The sequence below is a fragment of the Microbacterium tenebrionis genome (genome assembly GCF_020682665.1).
Classification (GTDB): domain Bacteria; phylum Actinomycetota; class Actinomycetes; order Actinomycetales; family Microbacteriaceae; genus Microbacterium; species Microbacterium tenebrionis.
The window spans coordinates 744,761-760,918 of the sequence record NZ_JAGTTM010000001.1; the positions used below are offsets into that span (position 1 = coordinate 744,761).

Annotated in this window: 14 protein-coding genes and 3 pseudogenes; 5 read left to right on the plus strand and 12 right to left on the minus strand. The window is 69.2% G+C overall.

The features are described from left to right. A complete protein-coding gene (gene putP / locus KEC56_RS03795) occupies nucleotides 1-1,533 on the plus strand; it encodes a sodium/proline symporter PutP (RefSeq protein WP_227529870.1) in 1,533 nt (510 codons plus the stop codon). A 14-nt stretch (nucleotides 1,534-1,547) separates the two neighbouring features. Here putP and KEC56_RS03800 read toward each other — a convergent pair. From KEC56_RS03800 to KEC56_RS03810, 3 genes and pseudogenes are all read right to left on the minus strand, one after another. Beyond that, a pseudogene (locus tag KEC56_RS03800) lies at nucleotides 1,548-1,679 on the minus strand (winged helix-turn-helix domain-containing protein); the annotation flags it as partial. Beyond that, nucleotides 1,675-2,736 (minus strand): annotated as a pseudogene (locus tag KEC56_RS03805) (APC family permease); the annotation flags it as partial. The pseudogenes KEC56_RS03800 and KEC56_RS03805, both read right to left, overlap by 5 nt. A gap of 131 nt (nucleotides 2,737-2,867) precedes the next feature. Further along, a complete protein-coding gene (locus tag KEC56_RS03810; RefSeq protein ID WP_227529871.1) occupies nucleotides 2,868-3,434 on the minus strand; it encodes a GNAT family N-acetyltransferase in 567 nt (188 codons plus the stop codon). 97 nt (nucleotides 3,435-3,531) lie between these two features. Here KEC56_RS03810 and KEC56_RS03815 point away from each other — a divergent pair, with 97 nt between their 5' ends. Next, nucleotides 3,532-4,230 (plus strand): GTP pyrophosphokinase, encoded by a 699-nt coding sequence (locus KEC56_RS03815; protein WP_227529872.1) that lies wholly within the window; start codon nucleotides 3,532-3,534, stop codon nucleotides 4,228-4,230. 10 nt (nucleotides 4,231-4,240) lie between these two features. On the opposite strand, the gene KEC56_RS03820 is transcribed toward KEC56_RS03815, so the two are convergent. Both KEC56_RS03820 and KEC56_RS13885 read right to left on the minus strand, forming a co-directional pair. Next, nucleotides 4,241-5,455, minus strand: coding sequence for an amidohydrolase (locus KEC56_RS03820; RefSeq protein ID WP_227529873.1), 1,215 nt, complete (start codon nucleotides 5,453-5,455; stop codon nucleotides 4,241-4,243). Nucleotides 5,456-5,465: 10 nt separating this feature from the next. Beyond that, nucleotides 5,466-5,600 carry a hypothetical protein gene (locus KEC56_RS13885; RefSeq protein WP_264674996.1) on the minus strand — a complete coding sequence of 45 codons (135 nt, stop codon included), beginning with the start codon at nucleotides 5,598-5,600 and terminating at the stop codon, nucleotides 5,466-5,468. A gap of 101 nt (nucleotides 5,601-5,701) precedes the next feature. Between KEC56_RS13885 and KEC56_RS03825 the strand changes: the two are divergent. Then, nucleotides 5,702-6,789 (plus strand): annotated as a pseudogene (locus KEC56_RS03825) (SulP family inorganic anion transporter); the annotation flags it as partial. A 73-nt stretch (nucleotides 6,790-6,862) separates the two neighbouring features. On the opposite strand, the gene nhaA reads toward KEC56_RS03825, so the two are convergent. The 6 genes from nhaA to purS all read right to left on the minus strand — a co-directional run bounded on the left by nhaA (nucleotide 6,863) and on the right by purS (nucleotide 13,114). Next, entirely contained in the window at nucleotides 6,863-8,134 is a 1,272-nt protein-coding gene (gene nhaA, locus KEC56_RS03830; RefSeq protein ID WP_227529874.1) for a Na+/H+ antiporter NhaA, read from the minus strand. Nucleotides 8,135-8,229: 95 nt separating this feature from the next. Then, nucleotides 8,230-9,243, minus strand: a complete 1,014-nt coding sequence (locus tag KEC56_RS03835) for a LacI family DNA-binding transcriptional regulator (protein ID WP_175987113.1) — start codon at nucleotides 9,241-9,243, stop codon at nucleotides 8,230-8,232. A gap of 11 nt (nucleotides 9,244-9,254) precedes the next feature. Further along, a complete protein-coding gene (locus KEC56_RS03840) occupies nucleotides 9,255-10,916 on the minus strand; it encodes a glycoside hydrolase family 13 protein (protein ID WP_227529875.1) in 1,662 nt (553 codons plus the stop codon). Nucleotides 10,917-10,978: 62 nt separating this feature from the next. Further along, entirely contained in the window at nucleotides 10,979-11,905 is a 927-nt protein-coding gene (locus KEC56_RS03845; RefSeq protein WP_227529876.1) for a 2-hydroxyacid dehydrogenase, read from the minus strand. A 226-nt stretch (nucleotides 11,906-12,131) separates the two neighbouring features. Continuing rightward, nucleotides 12,132-12,869 (minus strand): phosphoribosylformylglycinamidine synthase subunit PurQ, encoded by a 738-nt coding sequence (gene purQ / locus KEC56_RS03850; protein WP_227529877.1) that lies wholly within the window; start codon nucleotides 12,867-12,869, stop codon nucleotides 12,132-12,134. Further along, nucleotides 12,866-13,114, minus strand: coding sequence for a phosphoribosylformylglycinamidine synthase subunit PurS (gene purS, locus KEC56_RS03855; RefSeq protein ID WP_175987107.1), 249 nt, complete (start codon nucleotides 13,112-13,114; stop codon nucleotides 12,866-12,868). The genes purQ and purS overlap by 4 nt, the downstream gene beginning before the upstream one ends. A gap of 273 nt (nucleotides 13,115-13,387) precedes the next feature. Here purS and KEC56_RS03860 point away from each other — a divergent pair, with 273 nt between their 5' ends. Continuing rightward, complete coding sequence (locus tag KEC56_RS03860; RefSeq protein WP_227529878.1) at nucleotides 13,388-14,062, plus strand: MerR family transcriptional regulator; 675 nt, start codon at nucleotides 13,388-13,390, stop codon at nucleotides 14,060-14,062. A gap of 19 nt (nucleotides 14,063-14,081) precedes the next feature. On the opposite strand, the gene KEC56_RS03865 is transcribed toward KEC56_RS03860, so the two are convergent. Further along, the gene (locus tag KEC56_RS03865; protein ID WP_227529879.1) at nucleotides 14,082-14,612 is read right to left on the minus strand and encodes an adenine phosphoribosyltransferase; all 531 of its coding nucleotides are present in this window, start codon (nucleotides 14,610-14,612) and stop codon (nucleotides 14,082-14,084) included. A gap of 91 nt (nucleotides 14,613-14,703) precedes the next feature. Between KEC56_RS03865 and KEC56_RS03870 the strand changes: the two genes are divergently transcribed. Next, nucleotides 14,704-16,128, plus strand: coding sequence for a GH1 family beta-glucosidase (locus KEC56_RS03870; protein WP_227529880.1), 1,425 nt, complete (start codon nucleotides 14,704-14,706; stop codon nucleotides 16,126-16,128). The last annotated feature ends 30 nt before the right edge of the window (nucleotides 16,129-16,158 follow it).

The window sequence follows — 16,158 nt, forward strand, 5'->3', positions numbered from 1 at the left end:
ATGTCCGATCAGATCTTCATCTTCATCGCACTGGGGCTGTACTTCGCAGCCATGCTCCTCATCGGCTATCTGGCGTTCCGCCGCACCACCGATCACGAGGACTACATGCTCGGCGGGAGGGACCTGCCGCCGTGGGTCGCGGCGCTCAGCGCCGGGGCATCCGACATGTCGGGATGGCTCGTGATGGGCCTACCCGGCGCGATCTTCCTGTCCGGGCTCATCGAGGCCTGGATCGCCGTGGGCCTGACGATCGGCGCGTACCTGAACTGGCTGCTCGTGGCGCCGCGCCTGCGCGCGTACACGCAGGTGTCGCGCAACTCGATCACGGTGCCGAGCTTCTTCGAGAACCGGCTGCGCGACTCGTCCCGCCTGCTGCGGATCCTTGCCGGAGTCGTCATCCTGGTGTTCTTCACGCTGTACATCTCCAGCGGCATGGTCGCCGGCGGCGTGTTCTTCGAGAGCTCGTTCAACTCGGACTACCTGCTCGGCATGGGGCTGGTCGCCGGGGTCACGCTGCTCTACACGTTGTTCGGCGGGTTCCTCGGCGCATCCTTCACCGACGTGGTGCAGGGACTGATGATGGTCATCGCCCTCATCGTCGTGCCGGTCGCGGCCGTCATCGCCGTCGGCGGCTTCGGCGAGGTCGGTGCGTACATCGACGAGCTGGCACCCGATCACCTGTCGCTCATCGGCGGCACCGCACTGACCGGCGGCACGATCCTCGCCATCGTCTCCGCGCTCGCCTGGGGCCTGGGCTACTTCGGGCAGCCGCACATCATCGTGCGGTTCATGGCGCTGCGCAGCCCGCGCGAGGCGAAGAGCGCTCGCCGCATCGGCATGACCTGGATGATCATCTCGCTGATCGGCGCGGTGTTCTCGGGGCTCGTCGGCATCGCCTACATGGCGCAGCAGGGGATCGATCTGAGCAACCCGGAGACCGTCGTGCTGGTGATGTCGCAGACGCTGCTGCATCCGTTCGTCGCCGGCCTCGTGCTGGCCGCCGTGCTCGCGGCGATCATGAGCACGATCTCCAGTCAGTTGATCGTGGCATCCTCCGCACTCGTGGAGGACCTGTTCAAGGTGGTCAGGAAGGACCCGTCGCCGAAGCTCCTGGTGACGCTCGGCCGGCTGACCGTGCTCGGTGTGGGCATCATCGCGGCGCTGCTCGCGATCGTGCCCAACGACACCATCCTCGGACTCGTGTCGTTCGCGTGGGCGGGGTTCGGTGCGGCCTTCGGCCCGATCATCCTGCTGAGCCTGTTCTGGCGGAAGCTCACGAACTGGGGTGCGCTGGCCGGCATGTTCGTCGGAGCCGCCGGCGTCTTCTTCTGGAAGGCCGTATGGCCGCAGATGTACGAGCTGCTGCCCGGATTCGTGTGCGCCCTGCTGGTCGCCGTGGTCGTCAGTCTGCTCACCTACCGGGAGGGTTCGGAACGGCAGAACGAGATCCTGCAGGAGTTCACCGACACCGGGTCGCTGCTCACGGTGAACGGCGTCGGGCGCGGTGCGCGGACGAACCGGATGACGCCTTAGCCGGGACCGGCCGGCTACAGCACGAGCCGGTACCCCATGCCCGCCTCGGTCAGCAGGTGCACGGGCTCGGCGGGCGTCGCCTCGAGCTTCTTGCGCAGCTGTGACATGTACAGCCGCAGATAGCCCGAGTCGGTCACCTGATCGGTCGCCGCGGGTGTTCAGCGCCTTGGGGGCGTAGCCGTCGCGGGCGAGCACGGCGCCCAGCAGCGGGAAGCCGTTGAAGGCCGTGTTGGCCGCGAGCAGCAGCACGCAGGCGGTGGCCGCCTGCACGATGAAGAACGGGATGCTGCCTCCGCCGAACGTCGCGGCGGCGACCTGGGCCATGAGGCTCGGCTGCGGGTTCGAGCAGTCGAACCCGATGAGGTCGCACGGGTTCTCGGCGTAGTGCACGCCGGTGATGAGCGCGAGGGCGGTGAGGCCGGCGAACAGGCAGATCGCGATCGATCCCATCAGCACGAGGGTCGCCTGGGCGTTGCGCACCTTCGGGGTGCGGAATGCCGGCACGCCGTTGGAGACGGCCTCGACACCGGTGAGGGCGGAGCATCCGCTCGAGAACGCGCGCAGGATCAGCAGGATCACCGCCGCCTGGCTGAGGCTCTCGGCGTGCACCGCGAACTCGGCGCTGGAGGCCACCGGGGCGTCGCCGAGGACGGTGCGCGCGAGGCCGGTGACGATCATGACGCCCACCGACCCGATGAACACGTACGTCGGGATCGCGAAGACGGTGGATGCCTCGCGGACGCCTCGCAGGTTCACGATGACGAGCACGATCACGAACCCGACGGCGAGCTCGACCCGCCAGGGGTTCAGACCGGGGAGGGCGGAGATGATGTTGTCGACGCCGGATGCCACCGACACCGCGACCGTGAGGACGTAATCGACGAGCAGAGCTGCGGCGACGACGACGCCGGGGATCTCGCCGAGGTTGGTGCGGGCGACCTCGTAGTCGCCGCCGCCGGAGGGGTACGCCTTGATGAGCTGCCGGTAGCTGAGCACGACGACGATGAGCAGCACGACGACGGCTGCGGCGACCATGGGGCTGAACGACAGGAACGACAGTCCGCCGATGAGGAGGATCATCACGAGCTCCTGCGGCGCGTACGCTACCGAGCTCAGCGCGTCCGAGGCGAAGATCGGCAGCGCGCGGCGCTTGGGCAGGAGCTGCTCCTCGGCCTGTTCGCTCGTGAGCGGGTCGCCGATGATGAGCCGCTTCGCGAGCGGCGGGGCATCCGGGGTCTGGTCTGTCACGAACGACGAACCTAAGCTCGCGGCAGCCGTCCGGACGGCATCCTCACGAAATCCCTACGGCGGCGTGCGCGACCCTCACGCGATCCTCACGGCGTCAGCCGGAGGCCGGCCACTCCTCCGCGAGCAGGCCGTAGTTCATGCCGTCCATCCACTCGCCTGAGCGATGCAGCGCCGTCTTGCGGCTGTGCTCCTCGCGCCGCATCCCGAGGCGTTCCATCATGCGCCAGGACGGCTCGTTGTCGGCGAAGCACCCGGCGCAGGCCGAGAGCCCCGAAGCACAGGTCGATCACCCCGCGCACCGCCTCTGTCGCGTAGCCCTGGCCGGTGTGCTCGGGTGCGAGCGTCCAGCCGAGCTCCGCCTCGGTGCCCTTCGCCTGCTCGATCACCTCGCGCTGCGCCCAGGCATCGCCGATCCTCAGCATGAGGTCGCCGATCACCGCGCCGTCCTGCTGCCGCGTGATCAGGAGGGTCGTCGCGAGCCGCTCGGGGTCGAGGTACAGCTCGTCGAAGGCCTCGCGCGTCGCGGGCGCCGGCCCCAGCCAGCGGTTCACCTCGGGCAGGCGCCGGTACTCCCAGATCGCACCGAGGTCGGCGGCGGCGGCCGGCCGGATCTCGAGTCGCTCGGTGCGGAGGGGCCAGAGAGCATCCGTCATGCTGCGATCCTACGAGCGCGGGCGGCGGAAGCGGCATCCTGTCCGCTCGTGCCGAACGCACAGCCCGTTCCGATCACGAACCCGTAACGTCGAAACCATGACGACCATCGAGGTCACCGAAGACTCCATCCGCCAGACCCGCGAGCTCCGCGACGAGTTCCAGCGCTTCCTCCGGGAATACGAGTTCGGGATGCGGGAGGTCGAGACGAAGATCTCGATCCTGCGCGACGAGTTCCTGCACGACCACGCCTACAACCCGATCGAGCACGTCAAGAGCAGACTGAAGACGCCCGACAGCATCGTCGAGAAGATCGCGCGCAAGGGCATCGACGAGCCCGACTTCGAGCGCATCCGCGCCGAGATCACCGACATCGCCGGCGTGCGGGTGACCTGCAGCTTCGTCGCCGACGTCTACCAGCTCTTCGAGCTGCTGACCCAGCAGGACGACGTCACGGTCCGCGTCGTCAAGGACTACATCGCCGAGCCCAAGGCCAACGGCTACAAGAGTCTGCACGCGATCATCGAGGTGCCGGTGTTCCTCTCGACCGGGCCATTGCCGGTGCCGGTCGAGGTGCAGTTCCGCACCATAGCGATGGACTTCTGGGCGAGCCTCGAGCACAAGATCTACTACAAGTTCTCCAACCAGGTGCCCTCGCATCTCGTCGAGAGCCTGACCGGCGCCGCGGAAGCCGCATCCGAGCTCGACGCCCGCATGGAGCGGCTGCACCGCGAGGCGCACGGCGTGCCGCGTCGGCAACTGCCGCCCCCGCCGCCGCCTCGCGTCGTGCAGGTCTAGGGGGTCGTTCTCAGTCCAGGAACTCGCGCACCGCGGTCGCCATCGCCGTCACTCCGACCTCGATCGTGGGGTGCATGACGGGTGCGAAGTACGCCGAGTGATTCGTCGGGATGCTGCTCGACAGCGTCCCCGCGGCTTTCGCCTGCGCGAACACCTCGGGATCCACCCCGCCCCAGAACCAGAACACCAGCGGCACTCCGGCATCACGGGCGAACCACGACACGTCCTCGCTGCCGGTGAACATGCCGGGGTCGATCACGGTGCCTTCGCCGAGCGCGCGCTCCAGCGCTGCGGTCACCCGCGCAGTCGCCTCGGCGTCGTTGATGGTCGGCGGCAGGGTGTGCTCGGTGCGGAACTCCGGCTCGCGTTCTGCCCCGGATGCCGCGGCCTCCGCACGCACGACCCGCTCGACCGCCGCGATGATCTGTGCGCGGGCGGCGTCGTCCGGGTAGCGCAGGCTCAGGGCGAGCGTCGCATCCGCGGGGATGATGTTGCTCTTGGTGCCGGCGTGGATCGAGCCGACCGTGACGACGCCGACCTCGCGCGGGTCGAGCTCGCGCGAGGCGATCGTCTGCAGTCGCATCACGGTGGCGGCGGCCATGACCACCGGGTCGATCGTCGTGTGCGGGCGCGAGCCGTGCCCGCCCCGGCCGTGCAGCGTGACGGTGATGCCGTCGGCGGCCGCCATCTGCGGGCCCGGCCGCACGCCGATCACACCGGCCGGCAGGGGAGTGACGTGCTGCCCGAGCACGACATCGGGCTTCGGCAGGCGGTTGAGGAGCCCTGCATCCAGCATCGCCTTGGCGCCGGCGCCGTACTCCTCGGCCGGCTGGATGAGCACGACGAGCGTGCCCGACCAGGCGCTCTGCTCGGCGACCAGGCGTTCGACGGCGCCGATCATGGCGGTCACGTGCATGTCGTGACCGCACGCGTGCATGATCGGCACGGTGTTGCCGTCCGGATCGATGCCGGTCGCGGTGCTCGCGTACGGCAGGCCGGTGAGTTCTTCCACGGGCAGCGCGTCCATGTCGGCGCGCGCCCAGACGACGGGGCCGTCGCCGTTGCGGAGGATGCCGACGACGCCGGTGATGCCCACGCTATCCTCGACCTCCAGCCCGAGATCTCGAAGGTGACCGGCGGCGATGCCCGCTGTCCGGGTCTCCTGGAAGGACAGCTCGGGATGCTGGTGCAGATCGCGGTACAGCGCGTCGAGGTCGATGCTCATGGGGCCGAGCCTAGCTGTGTGCGTACGTCTCCAGCGCGGGGCCCGGCTTCAGCACGGCGTTGACGATCGCGCGGATCGCGAACTGGCTCGTCTCGCTACAGTTGACCTGCCCCACTCGGAGCGTTCCCCCGGTTCGAAAGGTCACCGTGTCCGCATGAGCATCCTCGACGACCGTGCCCGTTACCTGTCGAACCCCACCGTCCTCACCGCGCTGAAGAGCCCCCGCATCTGACCCGCGAGGTGCTCGTCAACGCGCTGGCGATCTTCGTGTTCAGCTCGCAGGTGCCGCACCTGTTGGGCGTGCCGTGGCTGGTGTATCCGCTCGTCGCGCTCGGCATCATCGTGATGATCGTCATGCCGCGCATCACGAGAGTGGTTCCTGCACCGCTGGTTTCGGTGATCATCGTGACCGCTGTCGTCATCGTTCTCGCCATCCAGGTGCCGACGGTCGGCGACCAGGGCGAGCTTCCGCGGAGCCTCCCCGAGCTGTTCATCCCGAACGTGCCGTTCACGTGGGAGACGTTCACGATCATCGCGCCGTTCGCGCTCGCGATGGCGGTCGTCGGGCTCATGGAGTCGCTGCTGACCGCCAAGCTCGTCGACGAGATCACCGGCACCCACTCGAGCAAGACCTGCGAGGCCTGGGCGCAGGGCGCGGCCAACATCCTGTCGGGCATCTTCGGCGGCATGGGCGGATGCGCCGTGATCGGGCAGACGATGATCAACGTCAAGGAATCCGGCGCGCGCACCCGCATCTCGACGTTCTTCGCGGGGGTCTTCCTGTTCCTGCTCGTGGTCGCCTTCGGCGACTTCGTCGCGACGATCCCGATGGCCGCGCTCGTCGCCGTGATGATCATGGTCACGATCGGGGCGTTCGACTGGCACAGCATCCGCCCGTCCACGCTGAGCGGATGCCGAAGAGCGAGACCGCGGTCATGGTGCTGACTGTGCTCGCCGTGGTCATCACCCTCAATCTGGCGATCGGGGTCGTTGCTGGAGTGATCGCGGCATCCGTCCTGTTCGTGAGGCGCGTGGCGCGCTTCGCGACCGTCACGCGCACGGTGACGGCCGATGCTGCGCACTACGCCGTCGACGGCGAGTTGTTCTTCGCTTCCAGCAACGACCTCACGACCCAGTTCGAGTACAGCACCGACCCGGACCACGTCGTGATCGACCTGTCGCGTTCGCACGTGTGGGATGCGTCGACGGTCGCCGCGCTCGACGCCATCGAGACCAAGTACGTGCGGCACGGCAAAACGGTCGAGCTCATCGGACTCAACGAGCCGAGCGGCCGCTTCCACGGACGACTCAGCGGGGGGTTCCCGCCGGCCTGACCGGCGACATCATCTGAGATCAGGAGGGGTGCCCCGGATCAGGATCCTTCGCGCCGAATCATCCTGATCTCGGTCAACTGTCCTGATTCCGGTGCCGCCGGTACCGCCGGTTGCGTGCGCCCAGCAGGACGGACGCCAGGGCGGCGGCCACCACGGATGCCGTGAGTACCGCGACCTTGGCATGATCGGCCGCCGCGCTGCCCGCGGCGAAGCTGAGCTCGGCCACCAGGAGCGACACCGTGAATCCGATCCCGGCGAGGATGCCGACCCCGGCGATGTCGATCCAGCGCAGTGCCGGGTCGAGGTCGATCCGCCGAATGCGGGTGATGATCCATGTCGCGGCTGTGATCCCGAGCGGCTTGCCTACCACGAGCGCGACGATGATGCCGATGACGATCGGGTCGGAGAACGCGGAGGCGAACCCGTCCGCACCGCCGACCGTGACGCCGGCCGAGAAGAACGCGAACACCGGCACGGCGAACCCGGCCGACAGCGGACGGAACCGGTGCTCGAACTCCTCGGCGAGGCCGGGCCCGGCATCCTCGCCGCGGTCGGCTCTGCGGTGCAGCACGGGCACCGTGAATCCGAGCAGCACGCCGGCGATCGTCGCATGGATGCCGGAGGCGTGCAGCAGCGCCCACGCCATGAGCCCGATCGGAAGCAGGATGAACCAGGCCGCGGTGGGGCGCAGCCGGAAGAAGCGGCGGTACAGTTGCGCGATCGTGCCGTAGACGGCGATCACTCCGAGCGCGAGCAGGAGCGGGACGACCTCGACCGTCTCGGTGTAGAAGATCGCGATGATCCCGATCGCGATGAGGTCGTCGACCACGGCGAGGGTGAGCAGGAAGATCCGCAGGGCGCTGGGCAGGTGCGAGCCGATCACGGCGAGCACGGCGACGGCGAAGGCGATGTCGGTCGCGGTCGGGATCGCCCATCCGCGGGATGCCTCAGCGGAGCCGGCCGTGACGGCCAGGTAGATCAGGGCGGGCACGGCGACACCGCCGACGGCGGCGACGATCGGCACGACCGCCGTACTGAAACGGCGCAGGTCACCGCTGACGAACTCGCGCTTGAGCTCGAGACCGACGAGGAAGAAGAAGATCGCCAGCAGACCGTCCGCCGCCCAGGCCCCGATGCTCAGGCGCAGGTGCCAGGGCTCGTATCCGACTTCGAAGTCACGGACCGCGAAGTACGTCTCGGCCCATGGCGAGTTCGCCCAGACCAGCGCGACGACGGCGCAGGCGACGAGCAGGATGCCGCCGACGGTCTCCTTGCGGAGGATCTCGCCGATGCGGATCGACTCCGAGGCGGAGGACGAGGGGAACAAGGAGCGGATGCGCGACATGGGCGCCTTTCGGGTCGACAGCAGTACATGTCGACCAGGCTTCCCGACGCTCCGCGGACCAGTTTAGCGTGGGAGCTGTGCGGCTTCGACTCCGTTCAGGCCTTCGGAAGCCGGGCCGTCGTGCCGCGGACGATGAGCTCGAAGGGCAGCTCGCCGTGCGCGGTGGGCTCGTCGCTCGACTCGAGCTTGGCCAGTACGGCATCCGCCGCCCGCTCGCCCTGCGCTAGCGGGAACTGGTCGACGGTCGTCAGACGGAAGAACTCGCCGAGCTCGTGGCCGTCGATCCCGACGACCGAGAGGTCCTCCGGCACCCGGTAGCCGAGGTCGCGCGCCGCGAGCACGGCGCCGATCGCCATCTCATCGGATGCCGCGAACACCGCGGTCGGCCGTGGACCGGGCCGTCCGAGCAGCTGCTTGGCAGCCCGGTAGCCGCCATCGACCGTGAAGTCGGCGGGTTCGAGGTAGGCCGGGTTCGGCGCGATGCCGGCGTCCGCCAGCGCCTGCTCGAATCCGAGCCGGCGGTTGGTGGGGATGTGGAAGTCGATGTCGAACTCGGGGTTCGCGCCGATGTGGGCGATCTCGGTGTGCCCGAGCCCGAGCAGGTGCTCGGTGGCCAGGCGTGCGAGGGCGACGTCGTCCATAGACAGCGTGTCCAGGGCCGGGTTCGGCCCTCCGATCGCGATGACCGGCAGGTCGAGTGCCAGCAGGTGCTCCGTCTCGTCCTCGTCGAGCTCGATCGCCACGGCGATCACGGCATCGACCCGTTGGCGGCGCAGGGCCGTCTCGAACACGTCCTTGCGGGCGTCGCTGTCGGCGGTGATGTTGTACAGGGTGATGTCGTAACCGTGCTTCATGAGGGCGCTGGAGACCCCGGAGAGCACCATGCTGAAGAACCACCGGTCGAGGTACGGGACGATCACGCCGATGTTGCGCGTGCGGCCCGAGGCGAGGCTCGACGCGCGGGAGGAGACGACGTAGCCGAGCTCCTGCGCGGCGAGCAGCACCTTCTCGCGTGACGCCGCCGAGACGTAGCCGCGACCGCTGAGGGCGCGGGAGACCGTGGCCGTGGACAGCCCGGCCTTCCGCGCGACCTCATCGATGCTCACCATCTGGCGTCTGCTCAGGCCTTCGTGTACCAGACGGCGTGGTCGGTCGGCAACGCGGTGCCCTCGAACGGCTGGCTCTGCACGACGAAGGAGACGCCCTCGCCGAGCTCGAGCGGCTCTGCGCCGAGGTTCACGGCCACGTGCAGGTCGCCGCGACGGAACGCGACCGCGTTCTCGCCGAGGTCCTCCCACACGAGCGACCCGGTGCCGAGTTCGCGCTCGCGGCGCAGGGTCAGCAGCCGCTTGTACAGGTTGAGGGTGGATGCGGCATCCGCCTCCTCGATGTCGCGCGCGAACAACGCCCACTCGGCCGGCTGCGGCAGCCACGAGGCGCCCGTGGGGCTGAAGCCGAAGGCGGGGGCGTCCGCCTCCCAGGGCAGCGGCACGCGGCATCCGTCGCGCCCGTAGCGCTCGCCGTTCGTGCGGAACCAGGTCGGGTCCTGACGGAACGCGTCGGGGATCTCCATCGCCTCGGGCAGCCCGAGTTCCTCGCCCTGGTACAGGTACGAGGACCCCGGCAGTGCCAGCATGACGGTCGTGGCCGCACGGGCGCGCGCGAGGCCGGTCGCCTGGTCCGGCTTGCCCTGGGACTTCGGCCCGATGCCGTCGCCCTGCGGGCTGTCGGCCGTGAGCGCGAGGCGCGAGGCGTGACGGATGACGTCGTGGTTCGAGAGCACCCAGGTGCTGGGCGCACCGACCGCACCGAACTCGTCGAGCGATTCGCGGATGACGGCGCCGATCTTCTCGGCATCCCACTCGGTCATCATGTACGGGAAGTTGAACGTCTGGTGCATCTCGTCGGGGCGCACCCACAGCGCCGTCTTCTTCAGCGTCGGCAGCCACGCCTCACCGCACAGCGCGCGGTCGCCGTCGTATTCGGCGAGCACCTCGTGCCAGTCGCGGTAGATGTCGTGCACGCCGTCCTGACCCCAGTACGGCACGTCGTCCTCGCCGCCGCCCATCGAGTCGGCATCGGCCGGGGGCGTGTAGTCGGGCAGGCCGTCCTTCTTGATCATGCCGTGCGCCACGTCGACGCGGAAGCCGTCGACGCCACGATCGAGCCAGAAGCGCAGGATGCCGCGGAACTCCTCGCGGACCTCGTCGTTCGTCCAGTCGAAGTCGGGCTGGGAGACATCGAAGATGTGCAGGTACCACTGGCCAGGGCTGCCGTCGGGCTCGGTGATGCGGGTCCATTGGCCGCCGCCGAAGACGCTCTCCCAGTTGTTCGGAGGCAGCTCGCCGTTCTCGCCCTTGCCGTCGCGGAAGATGTAGCGGGCGCGCTCGGGGCTGCCGGGGGCCGCCTTCAGCGCCTGCTGGAACCAGGCGTGCTGGTCGGAGGAGTGATTGGGGACGAGGTCGACGATGACGCGGATGCCGCGGGCGTGGGCCTGCGCGAGCATCTCGTCGAAGTCGGCCAGGGTGCCGAAGATCGGGTCGACGTCGCGGTAGTCGGCGACGTCGTAACCGGCGTCCTTCTGCGGGCTCGTCATGAACGGGCTCAGCCAGATCGCGTCGATGCCGAGGTCCTTCAGCGCGTCCAGGCGGCTGGTGATGCCGGGCAGGTCGCCGATGCCGTCGCCGGAGGCGTCGGCGAAGGAGCGGGGGTAGATCTGGTAGATGACGGCGCTGCGCCACCACTCGGAACCGGGGGCTGCGAACTGTTCGAGCTCTGTCATGGCTCGAGCCTACGGCAAGCGCTTACAGACGCGCTACCGTGCGGATCGAATCGGTTCGATGTTCAGCCGTCGATGACGATGTTCGCGGGGGTCTCGCCGCGCAGCATCCTCTCGATCTGCTTGCGGATCAGGCGCGCGATCCGCGGATTCATGGCGGTGGATGCCCCACCGACGTGCGGCGCGATGAGGACTCCGGGTGTGCTCCACAGCGGATGCTCCGCCGGCAGCGGCTCGGGGTCGAGCACGTCCAGTGCGGCGCGGATGCGACCCTGCTGGCGGGCGAGCGCGTCGTTGTCGACCAGCGTGCCGCGGCCGACGTTGACCAGCAGCGCGCCGTCGGCCATGCGGCCGAGCATCCCGTCGTCGAACAGGTGGCGGGTCTCGGGTCCGCCGGGGAGGGCGAGGATGACGATCTCGGCATCGGGCAGCAGCGCCGGGAGCTCATCGATCGCGTGCACCTGCACGCGCCCCAGTCGCTCGTGCCAGACCGGCCTCGCGGTCCGGGCCACGACGGTCATGTCGACCTCGAAGGGCTCCAGGCGCATCGCGATCGCCTCGCCGACGCCGCCGAAGCCGACCAGCAGCACCTTGCGATCCGCGAGGCTCTCGGCGAAGACCGGCGACCACTGGCCGCTCTGCTGAGCGAGCACGAACCGGGGGAGCTGACGCTGCGCGGCGAGCGTGAGGGCGAGCGCGAGCTCTGCCGTCGAGGTCTCGTGCACGCTCGCGGCGTTCGCGAACGGGATGCCGGCGGGCAGGGTGTCCTCGACGCCGTCGTAGCCGATGGACTGGCTCTGCACGAGACCGATGTCGAGGCCGGCGAGAGCGCCGAGAGCCTTCGTGCCGCCCATGTACGGACCGACCACGAGGTCGATGCGTTCGCGCGGGGCGGGGGACTCGAGATCCCAGATCTCGAGCTCGACCCCCTCGGGGAGGGTGCCGAGGTTCTCGGCCAGCCGAGCTGTGGGTACGGTGACGAAGAGTCTCACCCTTCGAGCCTATCGACCGGAGTGGGTGCTCGCCGGAGCATCCGCCATCGCCTGGCACTTCTACGATGGGTCGTTCTTCCTCGGCTCGGTCGTGACGGCGTGCTGCTGTGGGCCGGATTCACGACTCAGCTCACCACGCTGAACATCGCTCACGAGCTCGTGACGATCGTCATCATGGCCGTGATCATCGGCGTCTGGCCGCCGGCCGGCACGGTCTGAGCGGGATCTACGCGGCGACGCGGGCGACGGCGGCGATGGCGCTCGCGAAGAAGCCGAGGCCGTCGATGCCGGAGCGCATGGCCGCCGACGTGTCGGGGCCGAAGCCCGGCTCCGTGGCGTGCTCCGGATGCGGCATGAGGCCCACGACGTTGGCCGCCTCGTTCGCGACGCCGGCGATGTCACGCAGCGACCCGTTCGGGTTGACCCCGGCGTAGCGGAAGGCCACCAGCCCCTCGCCCTCGAGCCGGTCGAGCGTCTCGTCGTCGGCGATGTAGCCGCCCTCGCCGTTCTTCAGGGGGATGACGATCTCCTGACCGGTCTTGAACGTATTGGTCCACGCGGTGTCGGAGTTCGCGACCGTGAGCTTCTGATCGCGTCGCACGAAGTGCTGGTGATCGTTGCGGATGAGTCCGCCGGGCAGCAGGTGCGCCTCGACGAGCATCTGGAAGCCGTTGCAGATTCCGAGCACGGGCATGCCCTTCGCGGCGGCATCCTTCACCTCGGCCATGATCGGCGAGAGCGCGGCGATCGCGCCCGAGCGCAGGTAGTCTCCGTAGCTGAATCCGCCGGGGAGGACCAGCGCGTCGACGCCCTCGAGGTCGTGCGAGCCGTGCCACAGCGCGACGGGCTCGGCGCCGGCGAGGCGGACGGCGCGCTGCGCGTCGCGATCGTCGAGCGATCCGGGCCAGGTGATGACCCCGATGCGGACGGTCCTCTTGCCGGTCGCGGCCGTTCCTTGCGTCACTGGACGACCTCGATGCCCACGACGTCCTCGATGACCGAGTTCGACAGGACGTCGCCGGCGACCTTCTCGGCCGCGGCGAGCACCTCGTCGGTCACCTCGCCGTCGACCGTGAGCTCGAAGCGCTTGCCGATGCGGACGTCGCTGAAGTCCGTGACGCCCAGGCGCGCGAACGCACCGGAGACGGCCTTCCCCTGCGGGTCGAGCAGTTCGGACTTGGGCATGACGTCGACGACGATGGTGGGCATGAACGGCTCCGGATGTCGCGGGATGGCGGGCGGGCTCAGTCTATCGCCCAGGCTGCGGGGCCGATGCCGGGAGAGGCTGCCCGGGCGGACGTTGGAACCCCCCGGTCATCCGCCCAGGCGCGTCGAGAGCGATGCTCATCGACGATCCCGCACCCTGTTCCCCAGCGGCGAGGGTGTCCCTGCACAAGGCAGGCTAGAGTCTTGGCACAGATCTCGCACCGTGGAGAGTGGTGTGGCCCGCCGCTCTCCAACGGTCGGATCGGGGGAGGAAGCATGAAGCTCAGCGAGCTCTCGGCTCAGAGCGGGGTCAGCACGACGACGCTGAAGCACTGGATGCGGGTCGGCATCCTGCCTGCGGGCACGCTGCGCAATCGCACCACGGCCGTCTACGAGCAGAGTCATGTCGACCGGGCGCTGCTGATCGCGGTGATGCGCGACTCGTACGGAGCATCCACCGCGGCCATCCGCGCGCTCACCGACCTCATCGACTCGGACGGGGTCTCGACGCTGGAGGTGATGAACGCCTGCCAGTCGTTCGCGCTGGGGACTCCGAGAGGATCCGAGACCGACCCCGGTCTGGCGGCGTACCGCGAGCGCACGTACGAGCTGATGCGGCGGCGGGACTGGCGCGGCTACCCTGGGGCCGCCGAACAGGGTCTCGCCCACGCGCTCGCGCAGGCCGCCGAGGTGGGCCTCGACTACGACGTCGACGAGCTCATGCGGTACGCCGACGCGCTCGAGCCCTTCGCCGGTCGCAACATCGCAGCCCTCCAGCCGGACGGATCTCCGGACGTGGTCGCCCGGCGGATGCTCCTGGCCATCAACGCCCGAGCCCGCCAGCTCGTCGCCGTGAGCAGTCTCGCGCATGCGGCGATGTCGATCCGCACCGCGATCGAGCGCGGCGTCGCGCCGCCGGATCTCGCGAAGCCGCCCGCCGCCGAACGCTGAGGCGGCGAGGCCGGACTCCTCAGGAGTGGAAGACCGTGTGCAGGTCGCCGATCGCGTCGCGTCCGCCGAGCCCGTCGATCTCGAACAGCACCGAGATGCCCGTGACGTGAGAGCCCAGCCGTTCGACGAGTTCGCGCCCGGCGGCGAGGGTTCCGCCCGTGGCGAGCACGTCGTCGATGAGCAGGACGCGTGATCCGGCCGGGAGGTCGTCGTGCATCTCGATCGTCGCAGTGCCGTACTCGAGCGCGTAGTCGACGGATGCCGCGGGGCGCGGGAGCTTCCCCGCCTTGCGGATCGGAATGAGCCCGACGCCGGCGGCGATCGCGGCGGCGCCGGCGATGAGGAAACCGCGCGCCTCGATGCCGGCGATGACGTCGAACTGCCCGGCGAACGGCTCGACGATCGCGTCGGTGGTCGCCCGGAGCGCCTCGGCGTCGGCGAGCAGCGGCGTGATGTCGCGGAACAGGATGCCGGGCTCCGGGTAGTCCGGGATGCTGCGGATCAGCGATTCGGCGCGGGCGAGAGCGGGTGAGAGCGCGGAGGAGGGCACGGAGCAAGGGTACTCGTCATGTGGTGGACAACAGCCTCTTGACAACTCTGGGAGCGCTCCCATAGATTGATGCGAACAAAGGATGACCCCCATGACGTCTCGGCCGTTCCCGGATCCGTTCCTCTTCGGTGCGGCGACCGCCGCCTATCAGATCGAGGGGGCGGCCTTCGAAGACGGGCGCACGGCTTCGATCTGGGATTCCTTCTCCCGCGTGCCCGGAGCGGTCATCGGCGGCGACAACGGCGACCTCGCGTGCGACCACTACCACCGCTACCGGGACGACGTCGCGCTCATGCGCGAGCTGGGGCTGCAGACGTACCGCTTCTCGACGTCCTGGTCGCGGGTGCGCCCGGAAGGCGGCGCGGTGAACGCGAAGGGCATCGACTTCTACAGCCGCCTCGTCGACGAGCTGCTCGGCGCCGGCATCCTGCCCTGGCTGACGCTCTACCACTGGGACATGCCGCAGGCGCTCGAGGAGGACGGCGGCTGGACGAACCGCGACGTCGTCTGGAGATTCCTCGACTACGCCGGAGCCGTGCACGACGCGCTCGGCGACCGCGTGAACGTGTGGACGACCCTCAACGAACCATGGTGCTCGTCGTTCCTCTCGTACACCGGCGGTGAGCACGCCCCGGGACGGATGAGCATCGCCGACGGTCTGCTCGCCGCGCACCACCAGCTGCTCGCGCACGGCGAGACGATCCGCGAGCTCCGCGGGCGCGATGCGGGCCTGAACCTCGGCATCACCCTGAACCACACGGTCGCCGACGCGGCCGACCCGCAGAATCCGGCGGATGCGGATGCCGCGCGCCGGGTCGACGGGCAGTTCAACCGCTGGTTCCTCGACCCCATCCACCGCAGCGAGTACCCGGCCGACATCGTCGAGGACATCCGCGCGGTCGACGCCGAGGCGGTCGCCCGCTTCGAGGCGGCGGTGCACGACGGCGACCTCGAGACCATCTCGCAGCGCATCGACACGCAGGGTGTGAACTACTACCACGGCGATCTCCTGTCGGGCACGGCGCCAGAGCATCCGCCTGTCTCCGGTGCACCGGCGACGACGCGGAAGGGGCGCAGCCCCTACCCCTCGGATGCCGGTATCCATGCGGTCGAGCGCGGGCTCGCGCGCACCGCGCAGAACTGGGAGATCCAGCCTGAAGGGCTCACGCGCCTCCTGCGCCGGCTCTCCGACGAGTACACCGGCGAGCGCGGTGTGGCGCTGTACGTGACCGAGAACGGCGCCGCGTTCGACGACGTCGTGGACGCCGACGGCCGCATCCGCGACGCGGATCGCACGGAGTACGTGCGTGCGCATCTCGGCGCGGTGCTGGATGCCGTGGATGCCGGCGTGGATGTGCGCGGCTTCTTCTACTGGTCGCTCATGGACAACTTCGAGTGGGCGTGGGGGTACGACAAGCGCTTCGGCATCGTCCGCGTCGACTACGACACCCAGCAGCGCACGGTGAAGGACAGCGGTCGCGAGTACGCTCGGATCATCGCCGCACGATCCCTCTGACCGCCGGGAGCGGCGGCAGAAGGGAGCATC